Origin of the sequence: Methanoculleus chikugoensis (assembly GCF_900095385.1) — an archaeon.
In the GTDB taxonomy this organism is placed as follows: Archaea; Halobacteriota; Methanomicrobia; order Methanomicrobiales; family Methanoculleaceae; genus Methanoculleus; species Methanoculleus chikugoensis_A.
Genome location: NZ_FMID01000043.1, coordinates 1 through 21,769, shown reverse-complemented (window position 1 = coordinate 21,769; position 21,769 = coordinate 1). Strand labels below are relative to the sequence as shown.

The following is a 21,769-nucleotide window of genomic DNA, read 5'->3' as shown; positions in this document are numbered from 1 at the left end:
GCACCTTCGGTGCTCCAACTCCGCTCCGGAAAACGATGGTCTTCGAACGGGCGTCCCCTCCCGGCGAAAGTGTTTGGGACAACCTCGGGCGCATATGCATCCCGGACCCTACCCCGGGCGGGGTGAGTTTCCCGATCTTACACCCCATAGCGCACCCACGCCTCCTCGACGTGCAGCGCCTGCATCCCGAGCCTCCGGGGAGCATCGACGTCGTTCCCGGGATTGTCCCCGATGAAGAGGACTTCGGGGGCGGAAAGCCGCATCCGCCCGAGTGCCGCAGCATAAATCCGGGGATCCGGTTTCTGGTAACCGAGGTCTGAGGAGAAAATGACGAAGCCGAGACGGTCGTAGAACTCGAGCATCCGCATCTCCTGCTCCGAGAAGACCCGCTGCCCGTTCGAGACGACCCCCGTCTTCTTCGCGCTGAAGAGGTCGAGCAGTCGTTTACTCCTTTCGATGACACCGAGGCGCCGGAGCGACGCGGCCCGGAACGCCCGGGCGGACTCGACGCCGAGCCGATCCGTATCGACCTCCCACGCGGCATGTTCGGCACAGATGCCGGCAAAGATCTCCTCGACCCGCACCTCCGGGTGGGGCTCCCCGGCCAGTTCGAGCGCCTCACTGACCCGGCAGGTGTAGAGGTTCCGCAGGTCTTCCGGGGCGATCCTGACCCCCTGGTAGATCAGCCATTGCGAGAGGCACCGGTAGGTCTCGATATCGCGCTCGTCGGTCAGGATGTCGACGAGCGTCCCGTAGCAGTCGAAGAGCACCCCCACTACCGGTGGATCGCGCCGAGACACGCCTCCGCCTCCGCTAAAAGCCGGTCGCGTTCCGCCGCCCACCAGGACAGCCGCGCTATCCTGAGGTAGCCGAGCGCCATGAAGAAGGGGAGGACGGCGGTGTGGTGCCGGAACTCCTCCTCGCTACCGCTATAATGCCAGAGCAGGTGGCCGATGTAGTCTTCGGCGGTCGTAGTACTCCCGCCCGATGCCCTGATCTCCGCGGCGAGGATGCCGAGGTCGCGGACCGGGTGGGCGTGGTTCCGGGACCCCTCGAAGTCGATTGCGCAGATCCCGCCGTCGAAGAGATAGTTGCCGGGCGTGGCGTCGCCGTGAACCATGCACCCCGTCCAATCGAGCCGCGTGCTGTGCCACCACGCCCCGAGCAGGCGGTCGAACCGCTTCCTCCGGGAACCCGGAAGGCCGTTCTGGTCGAGGATCGCGTGGAAGTAGGCGAAGTCGCGCTCCCGTTTGAAGGAGGTCCGTGTGCCGTCGTGGAGCCGGCGAAGCAGGTGCGCGACGCCGGTCAGGGGGTCGTAGAGGGATGCCCCCGCATCGAGGAGTTCCCGGAGGGTCGGGCCGGGGATATGTCCGGTCACGAGGACGGACTGAAACCGGCTGTTCGTGGCAATGGCCTGGGGGACGCGGATCCAGCCGGAGACGTGGCGGAGCCTCAAGAACTCGTTCTTCATCGCCGCGTCGGCGTTGTAGCGGGTTCTGGCGCCGGTCGGCGCGCCGAAGAATTTGCCGACCACAGAGAGCCCCGGCCCAAACTCGTAGCGGCAGACGACGTGGGATGCGGGCTCCATCCGGAAGACCCGGATCTTCCCGCGCCACCCGTTCAGTCGGTCGGCGAGGATGCCCGCGAGCCAGTCCCCGAACGGATCGCCGCTCTCCAGGTATCCATTCCCGGCGATCACCTGCCGTGCCATCGAACGATCCCGGGGGCTCTGCAGGGAAATGAAGATACCCCCGGCACCGACCCACACCTTTTTACCGTCCGGATGTCCTAACCGGCATCGGCGTGGATGACGAGCCATGATACCGTTTCGCGAGTTCCTTCTGAGGATACGTCCTGCAGTCAACCGCCGGATCGCGGAAACGACAGGCGGCAAGGCCGATATCGATCCGGATGTCCTCCCTCTTCTCCTGAAAGGAAAGCGGATGCGGGCAGGGCTCCTCCTCTACATCCACGCCGGTCTCGCCCCTGCGGCGGCACCCACCCGGCAGGCGCTCGACCTCGCCTCCGCCGTCGAGCTCGCCCACGCCGCAAGCCTCATCCTCGACGACATGCTGGACGGGGATACCGCCCGGCGGGGAGCCCCGTCCTTGCATCTCACCCGGGGAGACGGGCGGGCGGTTCTCGACGCCGTCGGCATCCTTTCCCTCCCCTACGCGCTCGCCGCCCCGTACGGTCCCGGGTACGTGACGATGCTCGCGTCGGCCCAGCGGAGGATGGCCCGGGGCGTGGCCTGGGAGATGTTTGGGGGGCCGGACCTCCCGCCGGCCGAACTCTACGACGCGATCGTCGCCAGAAAGACGGGCTGTCTCTTCTCGCTCGCGGCCGCCTGGGGAGCCATGGCGGCGGGTGAGGAGGATGCGGTCGTCACCGCGTTCGGCGAGTTCGGTCTCGCAGCCGGGAAAGCGATGCAGGTCGCCGACGACATCGCGGATCTCAGCGCACCCGGCACGGGGGCCCGGGACTCCCGGCCGGGGTCGGAGGCGCTCCTCCTCAGGTGCGTCCCAGGGAACAACGGAACCCGGCAGACGCTGGGACGGATACTCGAACGCGAGGTGAGCGGTGCGGCCGCCCGGATCGTGAACGCCGGACGGTGCCGGGTGCCCCCGGTTGTGTGGGAGCCGTTCGGGCAGGCGGTCAGGGATATCGTGGGGCTCACGATGGGGGAGGAGGTGCCGGCCGGATGACGGCCTGCGCAACGATAAATACCGCCCTGCCCAACACTCTTTTGAGAGATCATGCCGGTAATAACCATTCGTATGGGCGAAGGTCGGACGCTTGAGCAGAAACGGGTACTCGCAGACGAGATCACCGCCGCGGTCACGAAGACGTTCGGCGTCGACCCGCAGGTGGTCACCATCTTCTTTGAGGAACTCAGCACTGAGAGCATCGCCCGGGCGGGAAAACTCCTCTCGGAGTCGTAGTTCCTGTTGCCGAACACTTTTTACCTGAAAGAACCTCCATAAACGGACGAAACCATGGCACGCGAACTTGACGAGAAGGACTTTGCCATCCTGAGAAAACTGGCCCCCGAGTACAGCGGCGTCCTCTGCCCGGAGTCCGGCCACGAGTTCCACTCGATCCTCCCCCCGGTCTCCAACCACATCGCAGCTGACGAGGAGGATTTTGCGGAGCGGGTCGCCCGGCTCTCGGACGAGGACTGGGGATACCTCGCCGACCAGATCCTTGCCGGCCGCGAAGACCTCGGGTGCATGCCCGAAGAGGATATCGAGACCATTCTCGTCCGTATCCAGAAAGCAGTATCGGAGGAGGCGGCCGAACGGATCGAGCGGCTCTACCACCTCTCCGGGTGCGGGCTGCTCTAGGAATTGGCCGCATCCGGAACCGGTATATGTCGCGGCGACAACCAGACCTTCATGGAATTAAAAGAGCAACTTTCCGGCGTTCCGGGGATGCTCCGGCCGTTCAAAGCGTACCTCCGCGAGATAGGTCTCGCTGCAGGCGACCAGGTCGTCTACTACGGCTGCCCCGGCACCTGCACCCCCTTTATCGAACTCCTGGGGTTCGCCGTCCGGGATCTCGCCCTTGAGCAGGTCTACGTGCCGTACGTGGACGAGGCGGCGGCGAAGGTGGTTCGACCCATCGAGGGTGTCGGGATGCAGGTCTCCGGCGACGCGGTCGGTCTCGACCCGAAGGTGATCGTCCTGATGGGCGGGCTCTCGATGCCGGGCATCCCGGTCGAGAGAGAAGCGGTGCAGGCTGTCGTCGCGACCCATCCCGGTGCGAAGGTCGTGGGCATCTGTTTCATGCGGATGTTCGAGAAGATGGGCTGGCTCGATGCGTTCGACTTCGACCTGATCATCGACGCCGCCATCGATCCGGTCAAGATCTGGCAGTGACTAACGGGCAGGCCGTCGGCGTTGCGGGAGGAGCCGGTGGTTTCTGTCTCCGGCCCGACCGGTGGAGGGTGAACCGGAATGCCGCGCCGCATTCGGGACGCCCCGGAACCCGGTCGTCGACCCAGACCCGGCCGCCGTAGCGTTCGATCAGGGTGCGGGTGATGTAGAGCCCGAGCCCTTTCCCGCTCCTGCTGTTTTTCCCCGGCGCAAAACGAGCAAAAAGGGTTGGTTTGACCGCGTCGGGCACCCCCGGCCCGGTATCCTCTATCGAGACCTCGACCTGATCGCCGCTCTCCTCGACCCTGATGGCGATCTCGACTCCCGGATCCCCAAACTTGACGCTGTTGCCGATAAGATTCGCAAAGACCTCGGAGAGAAGATCGTCGGCCATGACCCCGACCGGTTCTCCCCGATAAACGATTCGGGCGCCGGGATGGTGGGCGATCTCGGCCCTGACGACCGCGTCGAGGTCGACGGGCTTCGTCGCCGTCTCATGGGAGTGCAGACGCCTGATCGTCGTGACGTTCTGGATGATCTCGATGCTCCGGTCGACGCCGGCCCTGAGTTTCCGGATCATCTCCCGCTCCTTCCCCGCGCCGAGCGTTGTCTCGAGCAGGTCGGCATACCCGAGAGCGACGGCGTTCGCGTTGTTGATATCGTGCGTCATGATGTCGAGGTAGAGGTTCGCCTCGTCGTGGGCCTCCCGCAACCCCTCTTCTGCCCGGATACGGTCGGTGATGTCTGCTCCCGACCCGATTATGCCGGTCGGCCGGCCGTCGTCGCCGGTGAGCACGGTGTCCTTCCACGCGAGGATCAGTTCGTCGCCGTTCCGCGTGACGACGGGGTGCTCCCGCTGCCCCGGCAGAGCGGCTTTTCGGGCGATCGCCTCGTCGAACGCCCGCCGCCGCGCCTCCCGGAGCGCTCCGGGAACGACCGTATCGAACCAGTCTTTCCCGAGCAGTTCCTCCTCCCGGTAGCCGAGGAGTTCGCACCCGTGACGGTTGACGAGCCGGACGGTATGGTCGGTGCCGATGACGGCGAAGAGGACGCCCGCCACGTCCAGGTAACGCTGCATGAGATCCCTCTGTCGTTTCACCACCTGCTCCCGCCCTTTGAGCTGTTCGGAGAGGGACGCGACGACGAAGGCGATGACGACGAACATCAGCGCGCGTCCGTAGTCGTTCAGGGTCAGGAGATCGGGCCGGTAGAGGAGGCTGCTGACGACGACGAGCCCGCCGAGAAAGATGGCGACCGGTACGCTCCGTTTCTCCCACCAGAGCGCGGTCAGGATGATCGGGATGTAGAAGAAGTGCGAAAAGACGGTCCCGAGCATCAGGACCGCGTGGAAGTAGTAGGTCAGGAAGACCGAGATCGCGAGGAGCGTCATGATGATGACCACTCGCTGGTGTTCGGTAAGGGTAGTCACAGGGTGCCCACCTCGGCGGGCAATTATATGTTATCAATAATATAAAACTGTGTGCATAACTAATGCCGTGAAATTCCGGTGAGTTGTGGGATATCAGGGCCGGTCAGGTGACTTCAGGCGAGATCGGGCACAGGAGATCCGGCCGGGAATGCGGCGGCCGCCTCTCCCCGGGTGATGCAGGGAAGTGCACCTCGATACGGGAGCATTCTGCCGGATGCGGCCGATTTTCTGCAAACAGCCTATGTTTAATAGGTCATAGAGCGAAACTATTCCAACTGCCCGCTTCACTGATGCGGCCGCCTGCAGGGCTGCGTCACGTGACGCGGTATCGTGCAGCACACCGTGCACCACGAGAAGAACCCACCCGCTGGTGAATCCGTGTCAACAGACCTTGCCAAAGCACTCAAAGCCACAGGCTATGCGGATGCCGAGATTCCGGCCCTGATGGAGTCGTTTCCTCCCGCCGTCACCGAGTACCTGCGGGACTTCCGGCTGCAGGAGGTTCGCGACATCGTCGAGACGCTCCTCTACATCTACATCGCCCAGAACAGCGCGTCGTCCCGGGGAGAAGGGGCGGGCGTGGTCGAACAGAGCTGTTACGCCTACACGTCCGGACCGCTCTTTGCGCTCAGGCAGGCCGGCCTCATCGAGTCCGCCTCCTGGAACGGCACGACGGTGCTGACGGCGAACGCTACCGGCGAGGCGATAGCCCGGCCGCTGATGGAGGCACGGCTCCGGGCGCTCGATATCGCCGGGCTGGCCCGCGAGATCCACGAGGTCGTCCCGGCCCTTCTCGCAGGGACGGTGAAGGGATCGTTCGTCAACAAGACCTTCCCGTCCACGCTCCCCCGCACCGAAGAGACGTTCATCCGTTTCCTCCTCAACAACTGTCCGGGCCTCTTTACCGAGTGCGAACGGTTCTCCTCCCGGCTCAGGGCCGCCGGGTGCGCGGTTCTTGCCTACGCTTACGATCTCGACGGCGCAAAGGCCGACGGCGTCGTCTACACCTTCCCCCCGGAGTTCGCGTACATCCTCAAGGGGGTGCTCGAGCGGATCGATCCGGCGGTCAGGGAGCACTACGACATGCTCCTCGAGTCGTTCTACTCGACGTTCACCGTTCTGCGCTACCTTGCCTGCGGCGAGGACTATGATCGTATCCGCGCATCGCCCGCCCACCGCCGCGAACTCGCGAGGGTGCTCGCGGAGCTCGACGACGCGATCTACGTCCTCGAAGGGGTGCGCGAGGAGGACGGGGTCGACCTCGCCCGGTTCATCGTCAAGGACCGGAACCTCTACGATATGCGCCTGCGCGATCTCGGGCGGGCGCTGATGGCCGAGGTTGCCGAGAAGATCGTCATCGATCGTTCCGCCCCGGCAGAGGAGCCTTCTTCTCCCATTCCCGAGGAGCCGTCTCCCGTTCCGGATGAGCCCGCGGTCCCGACGCCCGCACCTGTGGCTGAGGAGGATGAGTGGGAGGAGCTCGTCTTCCCCGACGAAGAGGAAGAGGAAGCGGAAGAAGACGAGGAGGAGATGGAGGAACCGATCGTGCCGCCGCCCGCACGCCGGCGTGCCGCCCCGCCCTCCTCCGGCACCGTCGCTCTAGAACGCCGCTTTGGCGAACCGTCACCCGTCCCGGCAGAAGTTCCCCGGTCCGGAGAGCTCGATATCTTCCTCGGGCATGCGCAGGACGGGCAGCGGGTCAACTGGTCGCCCGGCCGTCTCAACAACGGCCACATGATCATCCTCGGCGGTTCGGGCGCCGGCAAGACCGAGACGATCCGGTGCATTGCCTCAGAACTCGCGGCACAGGCGATGCCGGTCGTCCTGATCGACTTCCATGGGGACATGGCTGCGAGCAGCGGGGATATCCGGTCGTATAAGATTCGCGAGGGCGGCCAGTATTACTTCAACCCGCTTGAACTCGACCCCGATATCGACGAGATCACCCCGCTCCGGGCGACTTCGGACTTCGTCGACGCCATCTCGATCAATTTTCCCACGCTCGGTATCCAGCAGCGCAGAAAGATCAAGAACATCATCAAGGACTGCTACCGGATGTCCGGGATCACGGGGAAGACCGAGACCTGGACGCGGGTGCTCGACTTCGACGACATCGAGGGGGAGATCATGAACTGCGAGGACGAGGCGATCCCGGCCTACCTCGAGGATATCTTCGACTACAAACTCTTCTCGGGCGAGGAGAAGATCTCGATCCCTACGATCCTCTCCGGCGGAATCACCCATATCAACTTAAACGCCCTCCCGGAGAACCTGCGTTACCTCTTCGCGGACCTATTCCTCCGGCGGATCTACTATACCCTCCAGGCGACGGGCGAGATCCCGCGCGGGACGGAGGACGAGCGGGCGAAGTTCCGGCTCTTTGTCATCGTCGACGAGGCGAAACTCCTGGTGAGCCAGAAGAGCGGTTCGAAGACCTCGATCAAAGCCGTCCTGAACAAGTACGCCACCGAGATGCGGAAGTTCGGGGTCTCGCTGATCCTCGCGTCGCAGTTGATTGCGCACTTCAACGAGGAGATTCTCGCGAACATCGCCGTGAAGTTCTGCATGCGCTCCGAGAACAAGAAACAGGCCCAGGAGAACGCCAAGTTCTTCGAGGTGAGTGAGAAGGATCTCCTCAACTTCCAGCCGGGGGAGGGGATCCTGATCATCGGTTCGGAGAAGATGAACATCCGGATCGTCCCGGCGTCGGAGCGGAACCATTAATGAAGCAGTGTACGTTGATCCGGCGATCCCGGTGCGGGGAGGATTGCCATCTCTCGCGGAGTGCGAGCCGCGAAGGACGGTAGAGGGTTACCTGTAACTCTCTTCGCGTTCTTCGCGTGAGACTCTGTCATTATCCTTGTATGTTGCCTCACGCGAAGAACGACGCTCCTGCGGGGCGGAGTTGGAGCACCGAAGGTGCGAGCCGCGAAGAACGCGAAGACCTGTTTGGTTACGAGTTGTTCCCCTTCGTGTGAGGGGGTCGCTGGTTTGACACCCGGCGGACTTCATAACGACTCCGGCAGATCCCCGTGATGGGAAACCCTTATCCGGGGCCGCGCCGGAGTTCTGGTATGGCCGGCCGTGACACGCTTGAGGGGTATCGCGACAGAAGGGACTTTTCCCGGACTCCGGAGCCGCAAGGAGAGCAGGACGCGGCAGGTGCCCACCCGCGTTTCGTCATCCAGAAGCACGATGCGACCACGCTCCACTACGACTTCCGCCTTGAGGTCGACGGGGTGCTGAAGTCCTGGGCGGTTCCGAAAGGGCCGTCAATGAGCCCAAAGGAGAAGCGCCTCGCCGTGCCGACGGAGGATCATCCGCTCGACTACGCCGACTTCGAGGGCGTCATCCCGGAAGGGAGTTACGGGGCCGGGACGGTTCTCGTCTGGGACCGGGGAACCTACCGGAACCTCACCGAGAAGGAGGGGAAGGCGGTCGGGGTCGCCGAGGCTCTCCGGAGGGGCCACGTATCCTTCCGGCTGGAGGGAGAGAAGCTCCGGGGCGGCTACGCTCTCACGCGTTTCAGAACCGGTAAAGGCGAGGCCTGGCTGCTCGTGAAGATGGACGACGCCGAGGCCGACCCCGACAGAAACCCGGTCGGGACGGAGCCCCGGTCGGTTGTCTCCGGGCGGACGCTTGAGGAGATCGGCGGGGGGAGGGCTGAGTGAAGGGCGAGCCGCCGCAAAGGAGAAGGGGCGGCGATATCCCGGTGGAGATGGGCGAGTTCATCTGCCCGTTCTGCGGCAGGCGCTACCCCACGCTCGAGGCCCTTCACGCCCATGTCCGATCCGGGCACCGGCGGCCCCCGGAAGTCCGGTGAAGGCACCCGGCTGCGGCAGGTCGTGTCCGGAGACCCCGGCGGGGTGCGTGACGGGAGGTCGGGGGTGCGCGTCGCCCGGCAAAGATGCCCTGATTTCAGGGGCCAAAAGAGGGGTTCGGTAGTCATCGCCCGGCTGCCTTTCGGTCGGGATCGAGACCGGTGCGGGGGCGAAAATTTCCTATCTCCGACTTATTGGTTTTCCCCATCCGAAATGATATCCGGAAACCGTGTCGGAAAAAGACCTGTCTTTTTAGACCTCTTCTGCCTGAAAAACCCCGGAGCAAAGTCCGCGGAAAAAATTTCCCGTCGGCGATTATTCGCACTTGGTGTTACTAATCTGACCACCTTTGGCTACTAAAAGATGAATGGGCTAAGTAAAGTCACAGATTTGAAAAAAGGTCAAGAATTTGCCTTATAATTTTGGATAACTCGGAATTGCTCACGTCTAACCGGGAAATAACGGTTATTTTTCATTAGCAGCATGGATAAGTTTAAAATCAGAACTATCAAAAACTACAGTGATCATTCGATCAGAGTTTGTCTCGAAGGTGAGATCATGGTTAGTAAGGCAATGACAAACAACGTTGCAGCAAGCAACGTTATGGCAGAGACGGTAAGCGACGCAGAGATCGTTGCACAGTTCAAGCAGCGCGGGTGTTGGGGACTGTACACGAGCGTTGACCTGAAGGGGTGCGACCCGGCATCGATACGGGACGCGGAGATGATCCACCGGTTCATCATCGAACTATGCGACCTCATCGACATGAAGAGGTTCGGCGAACCACAGATCATCCACTTCGGCCCGAACGAGAGGGTTGCAGGGTTTTCCATGACCCAGCTCATCGAGACATCGCTCGTCTCCGGTCACTTCGCGAACGAAACCAATGCGGCCTACCTCGACATCTTCAGCTGCAAAGAGTACGAACCCTCGAAAGCAGCGGAGTTTTGCAGGGACTTTTTTGGAGCGGAATCGGCAACCTACCAGGTACTGTTCAGGGACTGAATAGAACACACACCCGGAACGATCATTTCAGCGGCAACGTATGACGGCAGAGAGCACCTGCCATCTCTCGCCGGCTAAAGGGAACCCGCGGCGGGGGGAGATCCCCCCATCATTTTTTTAAGATGAAGTTATCCCAAAACGCTGTTACCGGGAGGGGGTGTCCCCCTCCCGGACCCTCCCCCGCGTGGCGATATCCAGTGGAAAGCCGTTTCATTCTACTGGCTCAGGATGTGGCTCAGATGGCGGATACCTGAGAATTAAGGGCTCCGATCAGGGTATGCCGGGGGTTCGGAGATCTTTTTGGGATGACCTCGATGACTGCCTCTACCTCTGGGTCTACCTGGCTGTCCAGATGAGTCTATTTTGTATAACGGCCTCAACCTCCTCCCTTCGGCCAGTTACCAGTCCAAGATCGCCAGTTTTCTCCAGCGATACCCCGTGGGGCATCGCCTATCGTCACGCACTGCACCCGCCCGGGGGCGGGGGAGGAGCGCGAAGCGCGGGTGGGGTGGGGGCAACAGATCTCAAATTTGGAACTTGAGCACCAGAGATGCGAACTGGAGACAGGGGGGATGCTCCCCCTTCCCCGCGAGCCGCCGCCCCCAATGGCAATACCCCCACCACGGAATCCGTGCAACAGGTTAGGTGCGAGGTGCGCAGTCCCCACGATCCACTGCATGGTGATATGCCCGATCTGTGACGACCTGGGCACCTTGACCAGGGTTGGACGACTGATTTCACGTAAACCTGGTAAAACTCAGTCATCGGAGATATCCGATTGAAGGAAGGCCGAACCGGCCGAAAAAAAAGTGTTTTCAGGGAGACTCGTAGGGGTTCCGGAGACCCTTGGGGGTTCCGTCCGCCTTGAGGCCCACAGTCTTACGTGCATCCACGTTCTTCTGGTTCTTCGTGATCTTCTCGGTGGCGAGTTTCGTCACGAGGTCGAGACCGGGCTTGACCTGGTCGATCGGCTTCGTCTCGAAGCAGCCCGCAGCGATAGCGCCGTCCCAGACGGCGTTGCCCTTGGTGCTCCGCACGAAGACCGTGCTCCAGCCGTCGGGGCTCCCAACGGAGCCGCTCGAGATGTCGGCGAGGTTCGCGACGTAGTCCAGGCAGACGTTGCAGCCGGGCTGCACGTACTTGTGGATCAGTTTGAGCGGCATCTGGCTGACTGCACCGCGTTCGGTGTAGACCGTGAACTTGCCCTTGCCGATGTCCATCTTCTTGATGGACTCCATCTTCTGGTTGCAGTGGTCCTCGACGATAGCCTCGAGCGCCTGGTAGGAGAGGTTCTCCATGCAGAAGATACCGAGCGCGAGGGCGATCTTGTCGTCGACGTCGCGCATGCCGATCGGGTAGAGCTGAGCCTTCCGGACAGCCTGGATCTGGCACGGGGTGCCGACGATACCGACGCGGTCAAGACCGTAGCTCCGGGTCGCCTCCTTGATCAGGGAGAGGTTCGGGCTGATGGTGTAGCGCGTTCCGGCAGAGGCCAGGAGTTCGGCCTTCGTCGTCACGACCATGGGCTCCGGCTTCCAGGGCTCATCGCCCGGGCCTGCGACGATGGCACCATCGATGATGCCTTCTTCGAGCGCATACGCGAAGAGCGTCGTGATGATGCCGCCGTCCTGAGACTTCTTCAGGATATCCTTGTCGGTCGAGCGTGCCGATATCGCGGACTTGTAGTTACCGAGTACGTCCATCTTTTCTCACCTCACTGCATGGCACCCTTGATGGCATCCATGATGCCCTCGTAGTTGTTCATGACGTCGAAGTTGAACCAGCTCCTGGGGCACTGCGCGTAGCAGGCGCCGCACTTGATACAGAGGTCGCGGTTCACGTTCGGCTTGCCGTACTCCATGGTGACGGCACGGACCGGGCAGGTGCCGGCGCAGGTCCCGCATCCCATGCAGAGGCCCTGGTTGATGACGTCATACATCAGGTCGCAGCCGCAGGCCTCGTTGCCGCGCTGTGCAAGCTGCATCAGCGGGGTCAGGTAGGCGGTCGCGAGGTTCTTCTGCTCCTCGTTGCCCTTCAGCAGCAGGTAGGCCATGACGGCGACGTTCCTGACTTCTTGGGGGCACGGGGGACAGGACGGGATGTAGAGATCGACATCGACGACCTCGCTGATCGGCACGAATGCCTCCTGGCCGGGCTGGTTCCACTGACCACCACGGCAGAACCGGGTGATGTTGCCGTAGGCCGCGCAGCCGCCGTAGGCGACGAGCACCTTCGACTTCTCCCTTGCTTCCTTCAGTTCTTCTACCGAGATCTTGTCGTTCAGACAGCACGAACCCTCGACCAGGCACACGTCCATCTCGGGGACGTGGCGCACGTCGACCAGGGTCAATGCGTAGACCAGATCCGCGTAATCATCGAGCAGCTTGAAGAGACCCTCGTAGTTATCCGCAAGCGTAACGAGGCATCCCGTACATCCGCTCAGGTGTAATTCACCTATCGTAATCTTTTCTGCCACAGGCTTTTCCTCCTTTTGTACAACTTCCACCTTTTCGTTTACAATCACATCAGAGGGCTTCACCGCGGGCTTCCCCTGCGGCTGGGTAGCCGCCGGCTTCGCCTCAGGCCTTCTCCCCGGGGTTGTCCCCGGCATCTCCGGTGGTTTCTCCCGGCGACGCCCAAAGATGCGTTCCTTGATGGTTGATAGTAGCCCCATATTCTACCCCAATCTCTTCCAGTACGATACGCACTGTTTTGGGAATGGCACCCTCAACCTCCTCAGTGAGCCCCAGTTCAAACTCATGGCTCGCGACACGCTTCGGCTGGCACCCGATGATCGTGATGTCGATGACGTCTTTCAATCGCTGTAGCGGCTCTGAGAGATCCCATGAATGGGCATCCCGGTAGGAGCCCGGCGGCAGGTCTTCGGGCCGGAGTTTCGTCACATCACCGGGGTTGGCGCCGAAGTCGGCGATATCGATGATGATCAGTTTCTTGACCGGCACCTCTGCATCTTCCATCAGGGTAAAGAGGAAGTGAGGGGCGCCAAGGCCGGCATCGATTACCTTGACGTTGTCGGGCAGTTGTAGTTTCTGGAGTTCCTCGACGACTGCAGGACCGAACCCGTCGTCTCCGTAGAGGGGGTTGCCGCATCCTGCGATCACGATTTCACGGAATAGCATGCGTGTACGCTCACTGAATGAGTTTCTGGGCCACCAGTCTCTTGTCTTCGTCGATCACCAGCATGTGCGTCGCACAGGAGACACAGGGGTCGTATGCACGCATGATGACTTCCGCGAGCCGCCAGGGTGCACCGGTCAGTGCACGGCTGCAGGTGGGGAAGTTCCAGGTGGTCGGGACGAGCATTCCGAAGTACTCTACCCGGCCGTCCTTGACCTTGGCCATGTGGACGTCGGTTCCACGGGGAGCCTCGTTCGCGGCCCATCCGAAGGATCCGTCGCCCTGCGGGATCTCGTCCGCGAGCACCGATCCGGAGGTGTCGAGCGCGTCGAGCGCGTCGATGATACCGTAGGCGGTCTCGGGGAACTCCATCTGGCGTGCGATCTGCAGGCCGATGGCGCCCTTCTCGTCGTAGTTCTTGAACTGAACCTGACGTGCACGCGGTCCGACCTCGACGGGCTGGCCGTCGTAAAGCGGGACGCCGGTGCAGGCCTCCATCTGGGGCCAGGCCTTGTTCCCTACGGGGGTAGTGCCGCCGATCGGGTAGTTCGGGTCGGCCTCGCTGATCTCAACCTCGCCCATGTACCAGTCCCAGGGGCGGACTTCGGTGAACCGGTCGGGGAACCACATCGGGGTCTCGTCAAGGCTCGAGCTGCCGTAGACCGGCGCGGTGGCCATGTAGCCCTGGTTGTGGTAGCCGAGATCCTTCGGGATCGGGACTTCGACGCCGCCGACTTCAGACCAGTCGCGGTTCTGGTAGTTCCGGAAGACCGCGATCATGAACTCCATGTGCTCCTGGGTAAGGACACGGGCTTCCTTCGCGAGGTCGTAGATCTTCGCCTTCGCACGCGGGGTGATGTTCTTGTACATACCGCCGACACGGGGGTTGCTCGGGTGGATTGCCTCTCCGCCGACGATCTCGCCGATGGTCTGGCCGATCTCACGGAGCCGCTGGATCCGGAGAGCAACGCTCCTGACCGGTTCTTCCTTGGTGAAGGGGTTGATCTTCACGTCGGTTCCGGGGATGTACATGTCCGGGAGGGACAGGATGTTGTGGATGGCGTGGCTGTGCATCCTGTTGGCACACTGCAGGATGTACCGCAGCAGTTTCGCGTCCTCGGGGATCTCGCACCCGATGGATGCTTCCATCGCCTCAATACCCGCCAGGGTGTGTGCAATGGGACAGATACCGCAGACGCGCGATGCGATCTTTGGAACCTGTTCCATCGTCTTGCCGATGGCGAGTTTCTCGACTCCCCTCACCGGGGTGATGCTAAGCCAGTCTCCGCGCTCGATGATGCCTTCATCGTTGACCTTCAGAACGAGCTTAGAATGGCCTTCATGTCTCGTAGTTGGGGAAATCTCTACAACTTTCGACAAATATATCGCCTCATTCCGATATTTTGGTGTTCTGAACACTATACTGGTGTTACCACACAATTCTGTACTGAAAACGTACACGAGTACGTCAACAAGGATTATGAAGAAAACAGAGTTTATATCTTTCGCTTTAGGACATATCGTCGTGTTATGATTTTAGACATTAGTCACACTTAATGTCAAAAAATCTCCGTGCAATATAAAAATGTGAAATTATATTGGATTTAGAGTGTGCCCTTGTCCATCTCCGAGACGAGCTCTGCTATCGTTGCCTTTCGTTCTGCGTATGCATTATGCTGGTGGATGCTCTCCTCGTTCGTCTGCTTGATAGTGACTACGGAGTCTCCGGGCAGATCGTGGAACTGCGCGATCACCTTGCGGGCCATCTCGCGTACGCAGTCTTCTACGAACCGGGGATTCTTGTGAGCCTCCATCACCACGTAACTCTCGTCGCCCCGCTTGAGGAGTTCGTAGATACGTGCACTCATGGAATCCTTCAGGATCTTGATGATCTTCTCGAGACTGATGTGCTGGTCGTCGTCGATCTCGATGCAGAGGAAACCGCGCCCGCGCTGGTTGTGCGTGGCCATCGGCACTTCGTCCAGGAACGCCTCAATCTTCTCCTCCTCCACCCCGAGGTTCTCGAGGACATGCAGGGCATGGTCCTTCATGATGTTCTGGGCGCAGGGGCAGGCGGTCATCCCGGTCACTTCGGCGCCGATGCTCTTTCTGATGATCGGGTTTCCGTCGTTCCTCTGGGCTATTGCTTTCGCGTGGACGTTCACGACCTCATGGCAGCTCGTCTCGCTGACCGGCGTCTCCCGCCGGACCATGAACTTGCTCCGCATTCTGACCTCGGTACGTTCCGCGTATTCGTGCCGGTCGAGGAGTTTCCTCGCCACTGCGCTGCAGAGTTCCTCGATCTCGTTTACGTCGCCGTCGATGGCCTGCTGCAGCACGTCGTCGATCACCTCGAAGTTCCGGGAGAGGTTCGCTCCTTTGAGGCTTCCGGGGAGATCGACGAAGACGTCGAAGTTCGAGATGAAGATGACCGGCCGCTTGCCCGGCCGGGCGACTTCAACGAGTTTCTGGACGTTCTTCACACCCACCCTGGTCAAGTTGATACGGACCTCCGGCAGGCTGGACTGGACATCTGGCAGTTCCATTACAAATCCTCAATAGCGTGTTGAGAGTATGGTTTCTTTTCATCAACCTTAAAATGACCCTCAGTGCACCACTGAGGTTCTCCGATATAATATTTATCAGGTTTGCTGTCCAACCGGGTGTGAGAACCTATGGTGCAGAAATACTATGAGTCCGATGCGGACCCTCGCACCCTGGAGGGCAAGACCATCGCCGTCGTCGGCTATGGTTCCCAGGGTCGTGGCCAGGCGCTGAACCTGCGTGATTCCGGGTGCCGGGTCGTCATCGGCCTGCGGCCCGGGAAGAGCTGGCAGAAAGCATCCGAAGACGGTTTTGAGGTGTTTTCCGTGGCCGAAGCGGTCAAGCGCGCCGACGTCGTCCAGATCCTCCTCCCCGACGAGAACCAGGGGGCCATCTATCGCGCCGAGATCAGTCCCAATATCAGGGAGAACGCCTGCCTGATGTTCTCCCACGGTTTCAATATCCACTACGGCCAGATCGTCCCCCCGCCCACCATCGACGTGGTCATGGTCGCCCCGAAGGGCCCCGGCCACATGGTCCGCCGGACCTACGAGGAGGGGAAGGGCGTCCCGGCCCTCATCGCCGTCCACCAGGACGCCACGGGAGAGGCACGGGCCATTGCGCTCGCCTACGCCCGGGGGATCGGCGCGACCCGCGCGGTCGTGCTCGAGACGACGTTTGCCGAGGAGACCGAGACCGACCTCTTCGGCGAGCAGGCGGTCCTCTGCGGCGGCGTGACCTCGCTCATCAAGGCCGGGTTCGAGACCCTGGTGGACGCCGGGTACGCGCCTGAGATGGCCTATCTTGAGGTCCTGCATGAGATGAAACTCATCGTCGACCTGATCTACGAGGGCGGGTTCACGAAGATGCGCGACTCGATCAGCAACACCGCCCAGTACGGCGACCTGACCCGCGGCCCCCGCGTCATCGGGCCCGAGACCTACGTGGCGATGCAGGAGATCCTCGAAGAGATCCAGAACGGCGAGTTCGCGAAAGAGTGGATGCTTGAGAACATGGTGAACCGCCCGGTCTTCAACGCGCTGACGAGGGCGGACGAGGAGCACCTGATCGAAGAGGTGGGTGCGGAGATCCGCGGGTTCATGCCGCAGTTCAAAAAGTAACTCTTACCTCTTTTTTCTGTTCTTGGCGTTCTTCGCGCCTTCGCGTGAAACTATATCGCCGTCCTTGAACCGCTAACCTCACGCGAAGACGCGAAGGGAAGTTGCCGGCACCTGCGCTGGACTTCGCGTGAGGCGCCGTGAGCATTGCTCCACGCGGCCCCACCAGATATCCGTTTATACGCGCCTGCCATACCCCCCGATATGTCCGTCTGCATCGTATACCACTCCGAGACCGGCAACACCCGGGCCGTCGCCGAGCGGCTCGCCGCGGTGGTCGGCGGCGATCTCATCGAGGTACAAGATCTTGCGCATTACTCGAAGATCGGCAGGTATCTCAAGGGCTCTCCCCGTGCGATGAGGGGGACGCGCGCCACCATCGAGCCCGCCGTCATCGACGTCTCCGCCTACGATACCGTCGTCGTCGGAACCCCTGTCTGGGCCGGGAGTCCGACACCCGCGATCAACGCCCTCCGGGGCATCGAGGGGAAGCCCGCGGTCGTCTTCTGCACCTTCGGCGGGTCACCGGGGAAGACGCTTGAGACTCTGAAGGCGGTGCTTGCGGGCCGGAACGTCGAGGTCAGGGGCGCGGTCCCGTTCACGGCAAGGGATGTGAAGAAGGGGAAGGGGATAGAGACGCTCGCCGATCTCGTCCGCCGGGCGGAGAAAGGGATGGTCGTTCAGTAACGCATCGTCCGGGTCGTCGTGGCAAGCGCCGTCTCGATCTCCTCGGGCGCGATGACGACCGTCTCGTCCTTCAGCCGGAGGGTGAGCGCGTCGCCGCCGACCGTACCGATGATCCGGTGCTCCACTCCGGCAAGGGCCGCTTCGTCCCCGACCGCGACCAGGAACCGGCCGCAGGTCTCGGAGAAGAATTCCGCGAGGGGATCGCCGGCGAGCGTGACGTCGGCATGCGGCGCGATCTTCGCGAGCGCCGCGAGGAGACCGCCCCGGGAGAGATCCGTCGCGGCCGTGACCTTCCCCGATCCGACCAGATTCCGGACGACGGCGACGACGGCCGGGTCCGCCATCGCGGGCGCGGATCCACCGCATCCGGTGACCGCGTCGAGGACCGATCCGCCGAAGTCGGGCAGCGTCGTCCCGATGAGAGCGAGTTTATCGCCTTCGGCGGGAGCCGTCCACTCCCGAACCTCGCCCCGCCCTACCATCCCGATCGACGGTGTGGGCTTGATCTCTGTCCCGAACTCGTCGCTCTCGTTGTAGAGCGAGACGTTGCCGCCGACGACCGGGATTCCCATCCTTCGCGCCGCGTCCCCGAGGCCGAGGACGCACTGCTCGATCTGCCACGCGATCTCCGGGTGCTCGGGGCTCGCGAAGTTCAGGCAGTCGACGATGCAGAGCGGTTCGGCGCCGAGGCAGGCGAGGTTGCTCGCGTTCTCGATGACGGCGTTTGCCGTCCCCTCGAAGGGCTTTAAGTAGATCTGGGCGGGGTTGCACCCGCAGGAGAGGACGAGGGCTTTATCTTCCAGGCGGAGGACGGCGGCGTCGTGGGCAAGCGAGACCGAGCGGAGTTGAACCTCTCTGTCGTACTGCTCGTAGACCCAGTCCTTGCGTGCCACGTCCGGGTGCGCGAGGACGCCGAGTGCGAGGTCTTTTAACGATGATTTCGGGCGGACGAACGGCGTCTCCGCCGAGTAAGGTCTCGTCTCCCAGGCACAGAGCGGCGCCCCGCCGACCAGGAGATCGATCGGGAGATCGGCGACGGTCTCGCCGCGGAACTTCACGATGTAGCGGGGCTCGTCGATCACCTCGCCGATATCGCTCCAGGCGAGGTCGTGCCGCTCCGCGATCTCCCCCATCAGGGCGACGTCCCCGGGAGCCACCTCGACGAGCATCCGCTCCTGGGACTCGGCGAGCATGATCTCCCGCGGCGTCATCCCGGTCTCCCGGAGGTGAACCCGGTCGGCGTGGATGACCGCGCCGAAGGTGCCTGCCATCTCGCTCGACGCCCCGGCAAGCCCCGCCGCCCCGAGGTCGCGGCAGGAGAGAACCTTCCCGGTCTTTGCCATCGCGAGGATTGCGTCGATGAGGAGTTTCTCCATGCAGGGGTCGCCGACCTGGGCACCCGGCCGGTCGGCGGCATCTCTGTCTCCGGCGAGGTCGCGGGACGCAAACGACGCCCCTCCAAGCCCTTCCCGCCCGGTGGCGGCGCCGACGAGAACGAGACGGCTCCCCGGCCGTTTGGCCCGGGCGGTGATGTAGCGTCCGGGGTCCACCGTCCCGATGCAGACGACGTTTACGAGCGGGTTTCCGGAGTAGGAGGGATCGAAGACGAGTTCGCCCCGGACGACCGGCACAGCGATGCCGTTGCCGTAATCGGCGATCCCGGCGACGATCTGCTCGACGAGGTAGCGGTTCTTCTCGCTGTCGAGCGGCCCGAAGTAGAGCGGGTCCATCAGGGCGATGGGGCGGGCGCCCATCGAGAGGATGTCGCGGACGATCCCCCCGACCCCGGTGGCGGCGCCGTCGTAGGGTTCGACGTAACTCGGGTGGTTGTGGCTCTCCATCCCGACGGCGAGGGCGCAGGTCTCGCTGAACCGCACGATCGCGGCGTCGTCCCCCGGCCCGAGCAGCACCGCGCTCCCGGTCGTAGGGAGCGTCCTGAGGAGGTGTTTCGTGGACCGGTAACTGCAGTGTTCGCTCCAGAGGTTCTCGAAACAGGCGAGTTCGACGTCGGTCAGGTCGCGCCCGAGGGTCGTTTTCAGCAGCGCGAGGTCATGTGCCGGGAGCATACTGGAGAATCGGTGAGCCGCCTACCTGCATAAGCATGTGCAAGCCCTGGTTGAGGTACTCACTTTTTGACGTGGTGCGACCAATACCTGAGTATGAGCCCGTCATACGAAGACCTTCTGAAGAAGGCGTATACCAATATCACGGAGCCGACGGAGTTCGAGGACCGGTTCACGGTCCCGGCCGCCCGCGTCTTTATCGAGGGGAAGACCACGGTTCTCGAGAACTTCGCCGAGATCGCGAGCACCCTCCGGCGCGACCAGGATCACCTGATGAAGCACCTCCTCGGCGAGCTCGGCACCGCCGGCAAGGTGGAGGGGACACGGGCGGTCTTCTCCGGGAAGTTCGAGCAGGAGCAGATCAACACGATCATCAAGGGCTACGTCGACGACTACGTCATCTGCTCGGAGTGCGGAAAGCCCGACACGCGCCTGGTCAAGACCGAGCGGGTTCTGACGCTCAAGTGCGATGCCTGCGGTGGTCACCGGCCGGTGCGGAAGCGAAAGGCGATAGTCGATCCCTCTGCAGCGTCGAAACCGACCGAGGGCGCCATCATGGACGTCACCCCGCAGTTCCTCTCGAAGCGCGGCGACGGCGTGGTGAAGATCGATCGCTACACGATGTACGTTGCGAATGCAAAACCGGGCCAGACGGTGAAGATCAAGATCACCCGGATCGCCGGGACGATCATCTTCACCGAGCGCGTGGACTGATCGCGTCTTTTCTGATCTCCACCCACATCCCCTCTTCTTCTTCCCGGAGACGGGCGTGGACGACGCCGCTCTCTGCAAGTTCGCGGCGGAGCGTCCCGGGGGTCGCCTGCCCGCTCCGCCGGGCGACGTCGCTGTCCCAGTTCGGGTTTCGCTGCCGCATCTTTGTGAAAATCGCTTCCCGGAGTTCGGGCGTCCCGAAACTGCCGCCGACGTACGCGACGCCGCCGGGCCGGAGTACGCGCTCGATCTCTAAAAACGCCCGCGGCCGGTCTTCCCAGAAGTAGATCGAGCCGCGGCTGACGACGAGCGAGACGTTATTGTCGCGGATCGGCATGCAGTGGACGTCCCCGGTGACCGGGATCACCCGGCCCGCGCTCCCGGCGGCGGTCGTCCGGGCAATCAGGGACATCGCCGGGTCGGCGTCGAGCGCGACGACAACGAGATCGCTTTTCTTTGCGAGCGCTACGGAGAGGAGGCCGGGGCCGCTCCCGAGATCGAGCGCGATCCCGTCCCGTATACCCGACCACGCGAGCGCCTGCTGTGCGATGACGGGGTAGATGGGAGCAAAGACTTCCCGGGCAACCCGGGCAAAGCCTTCGGCGCTCTTTTTCATGGCGACCTACGCGGTCTCGAGGGTCTCCATCTGCTGGAGGAGTTCGCCGGCGTAGCCGGAGAGCCGCTTTGCCGCGTCGGTGATTGCAAGAAGAGGTGGCCGACCGCCGACCGTGGTGACGACCAGTTCGGGGTCCGTGAACCGGAATGCCTGTTTGCGCTGCGCCACGTCCACCTGCGGATCGTGGATGAGTTCTGCGGCGAGCGCGTCGATGTAGGTGTTGCCTTCGCCTTCAAAGAGGATCCGGGCCCTGTCGTCGGTCAGCTCCAGGAGTTTGAGTTTCATGGCCATACGCACCTATGTTTTGGTTCCGGGAGGGGTATATACGTATGGGTGGGACGAGAAGGCGGCTCTTCCTGCCGTGCCGGTCCTCGTATCGGCCGGCCGTGGCCTCCGGTCGGTTGCGGCATGCTCTGGAAGGCGAAATCGATCGAGACGCCTCGACGTGTAGCTGATCGTGACAGAAAAGAGATATGAAAGAACGTTGAGTTCTCAACCATGGGTTTCGCAGGCGGCGCCTGCAACGGTGCGAACGCCCCGCGCCCGGAGACGATGGGAGCGCGTGCGCTACCTGCACGTGAAGGCACGCCTCTCCGGCCTCCGGGAGATCCCTGAAGGAATGTGAAATGTGCGGAAAAGTTGGAATGCAGGCATTCTCCGTCTCCCTCGCCGTGCTGCTGGTGAGCGTGACGATGGTGCCGGCGATGGCTACGGATGCCGGGGCACTCGATATTGAGAAGCTGGACATCGTGGATGCTGCAA

The 21,769-nt window shown here is 62.5% G+C and carries 22 protein-coding genes; 11 read left to right on the top strand and 11 right to left on the bottom strand.

Going from position 1 to position 21,769, the window contains the following annotated elements; all coding sequences use genetic code 11:
- Positions 1 to 137: 137 nt before the first annotated feature.
- Together L21_RS08850 and L21_RS08845 are read right to left on the bottom strand one after the other, a co-directional pair.
- Positions 138 to 800 (bottom strand): HAD family hydrolase, encoded by a 663-nt coding sequence (locus tag L21_RS08850; protein ID WP_074370117.1) that lies wholly within the window; start codon positions 798 to 800, stop codon positions 138 to 140.
- A complete protein-coding gene (locus L21_RS08845; protein ID WP_074370116.1) occupies positions 776 to 1,711 on the bottom strand; it encodes a phosphotransferase in 936 nt (311 codons plus the stop codon). The genes L21_RS08850 and L21_RS08845 overlap by 25 nt, the downstream gene beginning before the upstream one ends.
- A gap of 106 nt (positions 1,712 to 1,817) precedes the next feature.
- On the opposite strand from L21_RS08845, the gene L21_RS08840 reads away from it, so the two are divergent.
- Genes L21_RS08840 through L21_RS08825 form a run of 4 tightly spaced genes read left to right on the top strand, consistent with a single transcriptional unit; the run spans position 1,818 to position 3,878 of the window.
- Entirely contained in the window at positions 1,818 to 2,705 is an 888-nt protein-coding gene (locus tag L21_RS08840) for a polyprenyl synthetase family protein (protein ID WP_074370115.1), read from the top strand.
- A gap of 51 nt (positions 2,706 to 2,756) precedes the next feature.
- On the top strand, positions 2,757 to 2,942 hold the full coding sequence (locus L21_RS08835) for a tautomerase family protein (RefSeq protein WP_074370114.1): 186 nt from the start codon (positions 2,757 to 2,759) through the stop codon (positions 2,940 to 2,942).
- A 54-nt stretch (positions 2,943 to 2,996) separates the two neighbouring features.
- On the top strand, positions 2,997 to 3,344 hold the full coding sequence (locus tag L21_RS08830) for a hypothetical protein (protein WP_074370113.1): 348 nt from the start codon (positions 2,997 to 2,999) through the stop codon (positions 3,342 to 3,344).
- 51 nt (positions 3,345 to 3,395) lie between these two features.
- Entirely contained in the window at positions 3,396 to 3,878 is a 483-nt protein-coding gene (locus tag L21_RS08825) for a DUF2124 family protein (RefSeq protein ID WP_074370112.1), read from the top strand.
- Here L21_RS08825 and L21_RS08820 read toward each other — a convergent pair.
- Positions 3,862 to 5,304 (bottom strand): sensor histidine kinase, encoded by a 1,443-nt coding sequence (locus L21_RS08820; RefSeq protein WP_256712845.1) that lies wholly within the window; start codon positions 5,302 to 5,304, stop codon positions 3,862 to 3,864. The two genes, L21_RS08825 and L21_RS08820, sit on opposite strands and share 17 nt — an antisense overlap.
- 378 nt (positions 5,305 to 5,682) lie before the next feature.
- Here L21_RS08820 and L21_RS08815 point away from each other — a divergent pair, with 378 nt between their 5' ends.
- The 4 genes from L21_RS08815 (at position 5,683) to speD (ending at position 10,130) form a co-directional block, all read left to right on the top strand.
- Entirely contained in the window at positions 5,683 to 8,028 is a 2,346-nt protein-coding gene (locus L21_RS08815) for an ATP-binding protein (protein WP_074370111.1), read from the top strand.
- Positions 8,029 to 8,378: 350 nt separating this feature from the next.
- Positions 8,379 to 8,975, top strand: coding sequence for a DNA polymerase ligase N-terminal domain-containing protein (locus L21_RS08810; RefSeq protein WP_074370110.1), 597 nt, complete (start codon positions 8,379 to 8,381; stop codon positions 8,973 to 8,975).
- A complete protein-coding gene (locus L21_RS13860) occupies positions 8,972 to 9,127 on the top strand; it encodes a C2H2-type zinc finger protein (protein WP_143727255.1) in 156 nt (51 codons plus the stop codon). The genes L21_RS08810 and L21_RS13860 overlap by 4 nt, the downstream gene beginning before the upstream one ends.
- Positions 9,128 to 9,683: 556 nt before the next feature.
- The gene (gene speD, locus L21_RS08805) at positions 9,684 to 10,130 is read left to right on the top strand and encodes an S-adenosylmethionine decarboxylase (RefSeq protein ID WP_074370128.1); all 447 of its coding nucleotides are present in this window, start codon (positions 9,684 to 9,686) and stop codon (positions 10,128 to 10,130) included.
- An 815-nt stretch (positions 10,131 to 10,945) separates the two neighbouring features.
- On the opposite strand, the gene frhB is transcribed toward speD, so the two are convergent.
- The 5 genes from frhB to mptA all read right to left on the bottom strand — a co-directional run bounded on the left by frhB (position 10,946) and on the right by mptA (position 15,814).
- Positions 10,946 to 11,833: a coenzyme F420 hydrogenase subunit beta gene (gene frhB, locus L21_RS08800; RefSeq protein WP_074370109.1), complete on the bottom strand. Its 888-nt coding sequence runs from the start codon at positions 11,831 to 11,833 to the stop codon at positions 10,946 to 10,948.
- Between the two features lie 11 nt (positions 11,834 to 11,844).
- On the bottom strand, positions 11,845 to 12,606 hold the full coding sequence (frhG, locus tag L21_RS08795) for a coenzyme F420 hydrogenase subunit gamma (protein WP_074370108.1): 762 nt from the start codon (positions 12,604 to 12,606) through the stop codon (positions 11,845 to 11,847).
- Between the two features lie 103 nt (positions 12,607 to 12,709).
- Positions 12,710 to 13,270, bottom strand: a complete 561-nt coding sequence (gene frhD / locus L21_RS08790) for a coenzyme F420-reducing hydrogenase, FrhD protein (RefSeq protein ID WP_074370107.1) — start codon at positions 13,268 to 13,270, stop codon at positions 12,710 to 12,712.
- 10 nt (positions 13,271 to 13,280) lie between these two features.
- Positions 13,281 to 14,648, bottom strand: a complete 1,368-nt coding sequence (gene frhA, locus L21_RS08785; protein WP_074370106.1) for a coenzyme F420 hydrogenase subunit alpha — start codon at positions 14,646 to 14,648, stop codon at positions 13,281 to 13,283.
- Between the two features lie 224 nt (positions 14,649 to 14,872).
- Positions 14,873 to 15,814 (bottom strand): GTP cyclohydrolase MptA, encoded by a 942-nt coding sequence (mptA, locus tag L21_RS08780; protein WP_074370105.1) that lies wholly within the window; start codon positions 15,812 to 15,814, stop codon positions 14,873 to 14,875.
- A 129-nt stretch (positions 15,815 to 15,943) separates the two neighbouring features.
- On the opposite strand from mptA, the gene ilvC reads away from it, so the two are divergent.
- Together ilvC and L21_RS08770 are read left to right on the top strand one after the other, a co-directional pair.
- Complete coding sequence (gene ilvC / locus L21_RS08775; protein WP_074370104.1) at positions 15,944 to 16,933, top strand: ketol-acid reductoisomerase; 990 nt, start codon at positions 15,944 to 15,946, stop codon at positions 16,931 to 16,933.
- A 201-nt stretch (positions 16,934 to 17,134) separates the two neighbouring features.
- Complete coding sequence (locus tag L21_RS08770; RefSeq protein WP_074370103.1) at positions 17,135 to 17,617, top strand: flavodoxin family protein; 483 nt, start codon at positions 17,135 to 17,137, stop codon at positions 17,615 to 17,617.
- On the opposite strand, the gene purL is transcribed toward L21_RS08770, so the two are convergent.
- Positions 17,611 to 19,683 (bottom strand): phosphoribosylformylglycinamidine synthase subunit PurL, encoded by a 2,073-nt coding sequence (gene purL / locus L21_RS08765; RefSeq protein ID WP_074370102.1) that lies wholly within the window; start codon positions 19,681 to 19,683, stop codon positions 17,611 to 17,613. The two genes, L21_RS08770 and purL, sit on opposite strands and share 7 nt — an antisense overlap.
- 93 nt (positions 19,684 to 19,776) lie before the next feature.
- Here purL and L21_RS08760 point away from each other — a divergent pair, with 93 nt between their 5' ends.
- Positions 19,777 to 20,394: a translation initiation factor IF-2 subunit beta gene (locus tag L21_RS08760; protein ID WP_074370101.1), complete on the top strand. Its 618-nt coding sequence runs from the start codon at positions 19,777 to 19,779 to the stop codon at positions 20,392 to 20,394.
- Here the strand turns inward: L21_RS08760 and L21_RS08755 are convergent.
- Together L21_RS08755 and L21_RS08750 are read right to left on the bottom strand one after the other, a co-directional pair.
- Positions 20,375 to 21,007, bottom strand: coding sequence for a class I SAM-dependent methyltransferase (locus tag L21_RS08755; RefSeq protein WP_074370100.1), 633 nt, complete (start codon positions 21,005 to 21,007; stop codon positions 20,375 to 20,377). The two genes, L21_RS08760 and L21_RS08755, sit on opposite strands and share 20 nt — an antisense overlap.
- 6 nt (positions 21,008 to 21,013) lie before the next feature.
- Positions 21,014 to 21,298, bottom strand: coding sequence for a DNA-directed RNA polymerase subunit L (locus L21_RS08750; RefSeq protein ID WP_256712839.1), 285 nt, complete (start codon positions 21,296 to 21,298; stop codon positions 21,014 to 21,016).
- Positions 21,299 to 21,769 lie beyond the last annotated feature (471 nt).

What these genes read in the sequence shown, in the direction of transcription:
- mptA (WP_074370105.1), bottom strand. Translation starts at nt 15,814, where the DNA reads ATGGAACTGCCAGATGTCCAGTCCAGCCTGCCGGAGGTCCGTATCAAC.
- L21_RS08750 (WP_256712839.1), bottom strand. Translation starts at nt 21,298, where the DNA reads ATGGCCATGAAACTCAAACTCCTGGAGCTGACCGACGACAGGGCCCGG.
- L21_RS08840 (WP_074370115.1), top strand. Translation starts at nt 1,818, where the DNA reads ATGATACCGTTTCGCGAGTTCCTTCTGAGGATACGTCCTGCAGTCAAC.
- frhB (WP_074370109.1), bottom strand. Translation starts at nt 11,833, where the DNA reads ATGGACGTACTCGGTAACTACAAGTCCGCGATATCGGCACGCTCGACC.
- ilvC (WP_074370104.1), top strand. Translation starts at nt 15,944, where the DNA reads ATGGTGCAGAAATACTATGAGTCCGATGCGGACCCTCGCACCCTGGAG.
- L21_RS08810 (WP_074370110.1), top strand. Translation starts at nt 8,379, where the DNA reads ATGGCCGGCCGTGACACGCTTGAGGGGTATCGCGACAGAAGGGACTTT.
- L21_RS08845 (WP_074370116.1), bottom strand. Translation starts at nt 1,711, where the DNA reads ATGGCACGGCAGGTGATCGCCGGGAATGGATACCTGGAGAGCGGCGAT.
- speD (WP_074370128.1), top strand. Translation starts at nt 9,684, where the DNA reads ATGGTTAGTAAGGCAATGACAAACAACGTTGCAGCAAGCAACGTTATG.
- L21_RS08770 (WP_074370103.1), top strand. Translation starts at nt 17,135, where the DNA reads ATGTCCGTCTGCATCGTATACCACTCCGAGACCGGCAACACCCGGGCC.
- L21_RS08755 (WP_074370100.1), bottom strand. Translation starts at nt 21,007, where the DNA reads ATGAAAAAGAGCGCCGAAGGCTTTGCCCGGGTTGCCCGGGAAGTCTTT.
- L21_RS08760 (WP_074370101.1), top strand. Translation starts at nt 19,777, where the DNA reads ATGAGCCCGTCATACGAAGACCTTCTGAAGAAGGCGTATACCAATATC.
- L21_RS08835 (WP_074370114.1), top strand. Translation starts at nt 2,757, where the DNA reads ATGCCGGTAATAACCATTCGTATGGGCGAAGGTCGGACGCTTGAGCAG.
- L21_RS08830 (WP_074370113.1), top strand. Translation starts at nt 2,997, where the DNA reads ATGGCACGCGAACTTGACGAGAAGGACTTTGCCATCCTGAGAAAACTG.
- purL (WP_074370102.1), bottom strand. Translation starts at nt 19,683, where the DNA reads ATGCTCCCGGCACATGACCTCGCGCTGCTGAAAACGACCCTCGGGCGC.
- L21_RS08825 (WP_074370112.1), top strand. Translation starts at nt 3,396, where the DNA reads ATGGAATTAAAAGAGCAACTTTCCGGCGTTCCGGGGATGCTCCGGCCG.
- frhD (WP_074370107.1), bottom strand. Translation starts at nt 13,270, where the DNA reads ATGCTATTCCGTGAAATCGTGATCGCAGGATGCGGCAACCCCCTCTAC.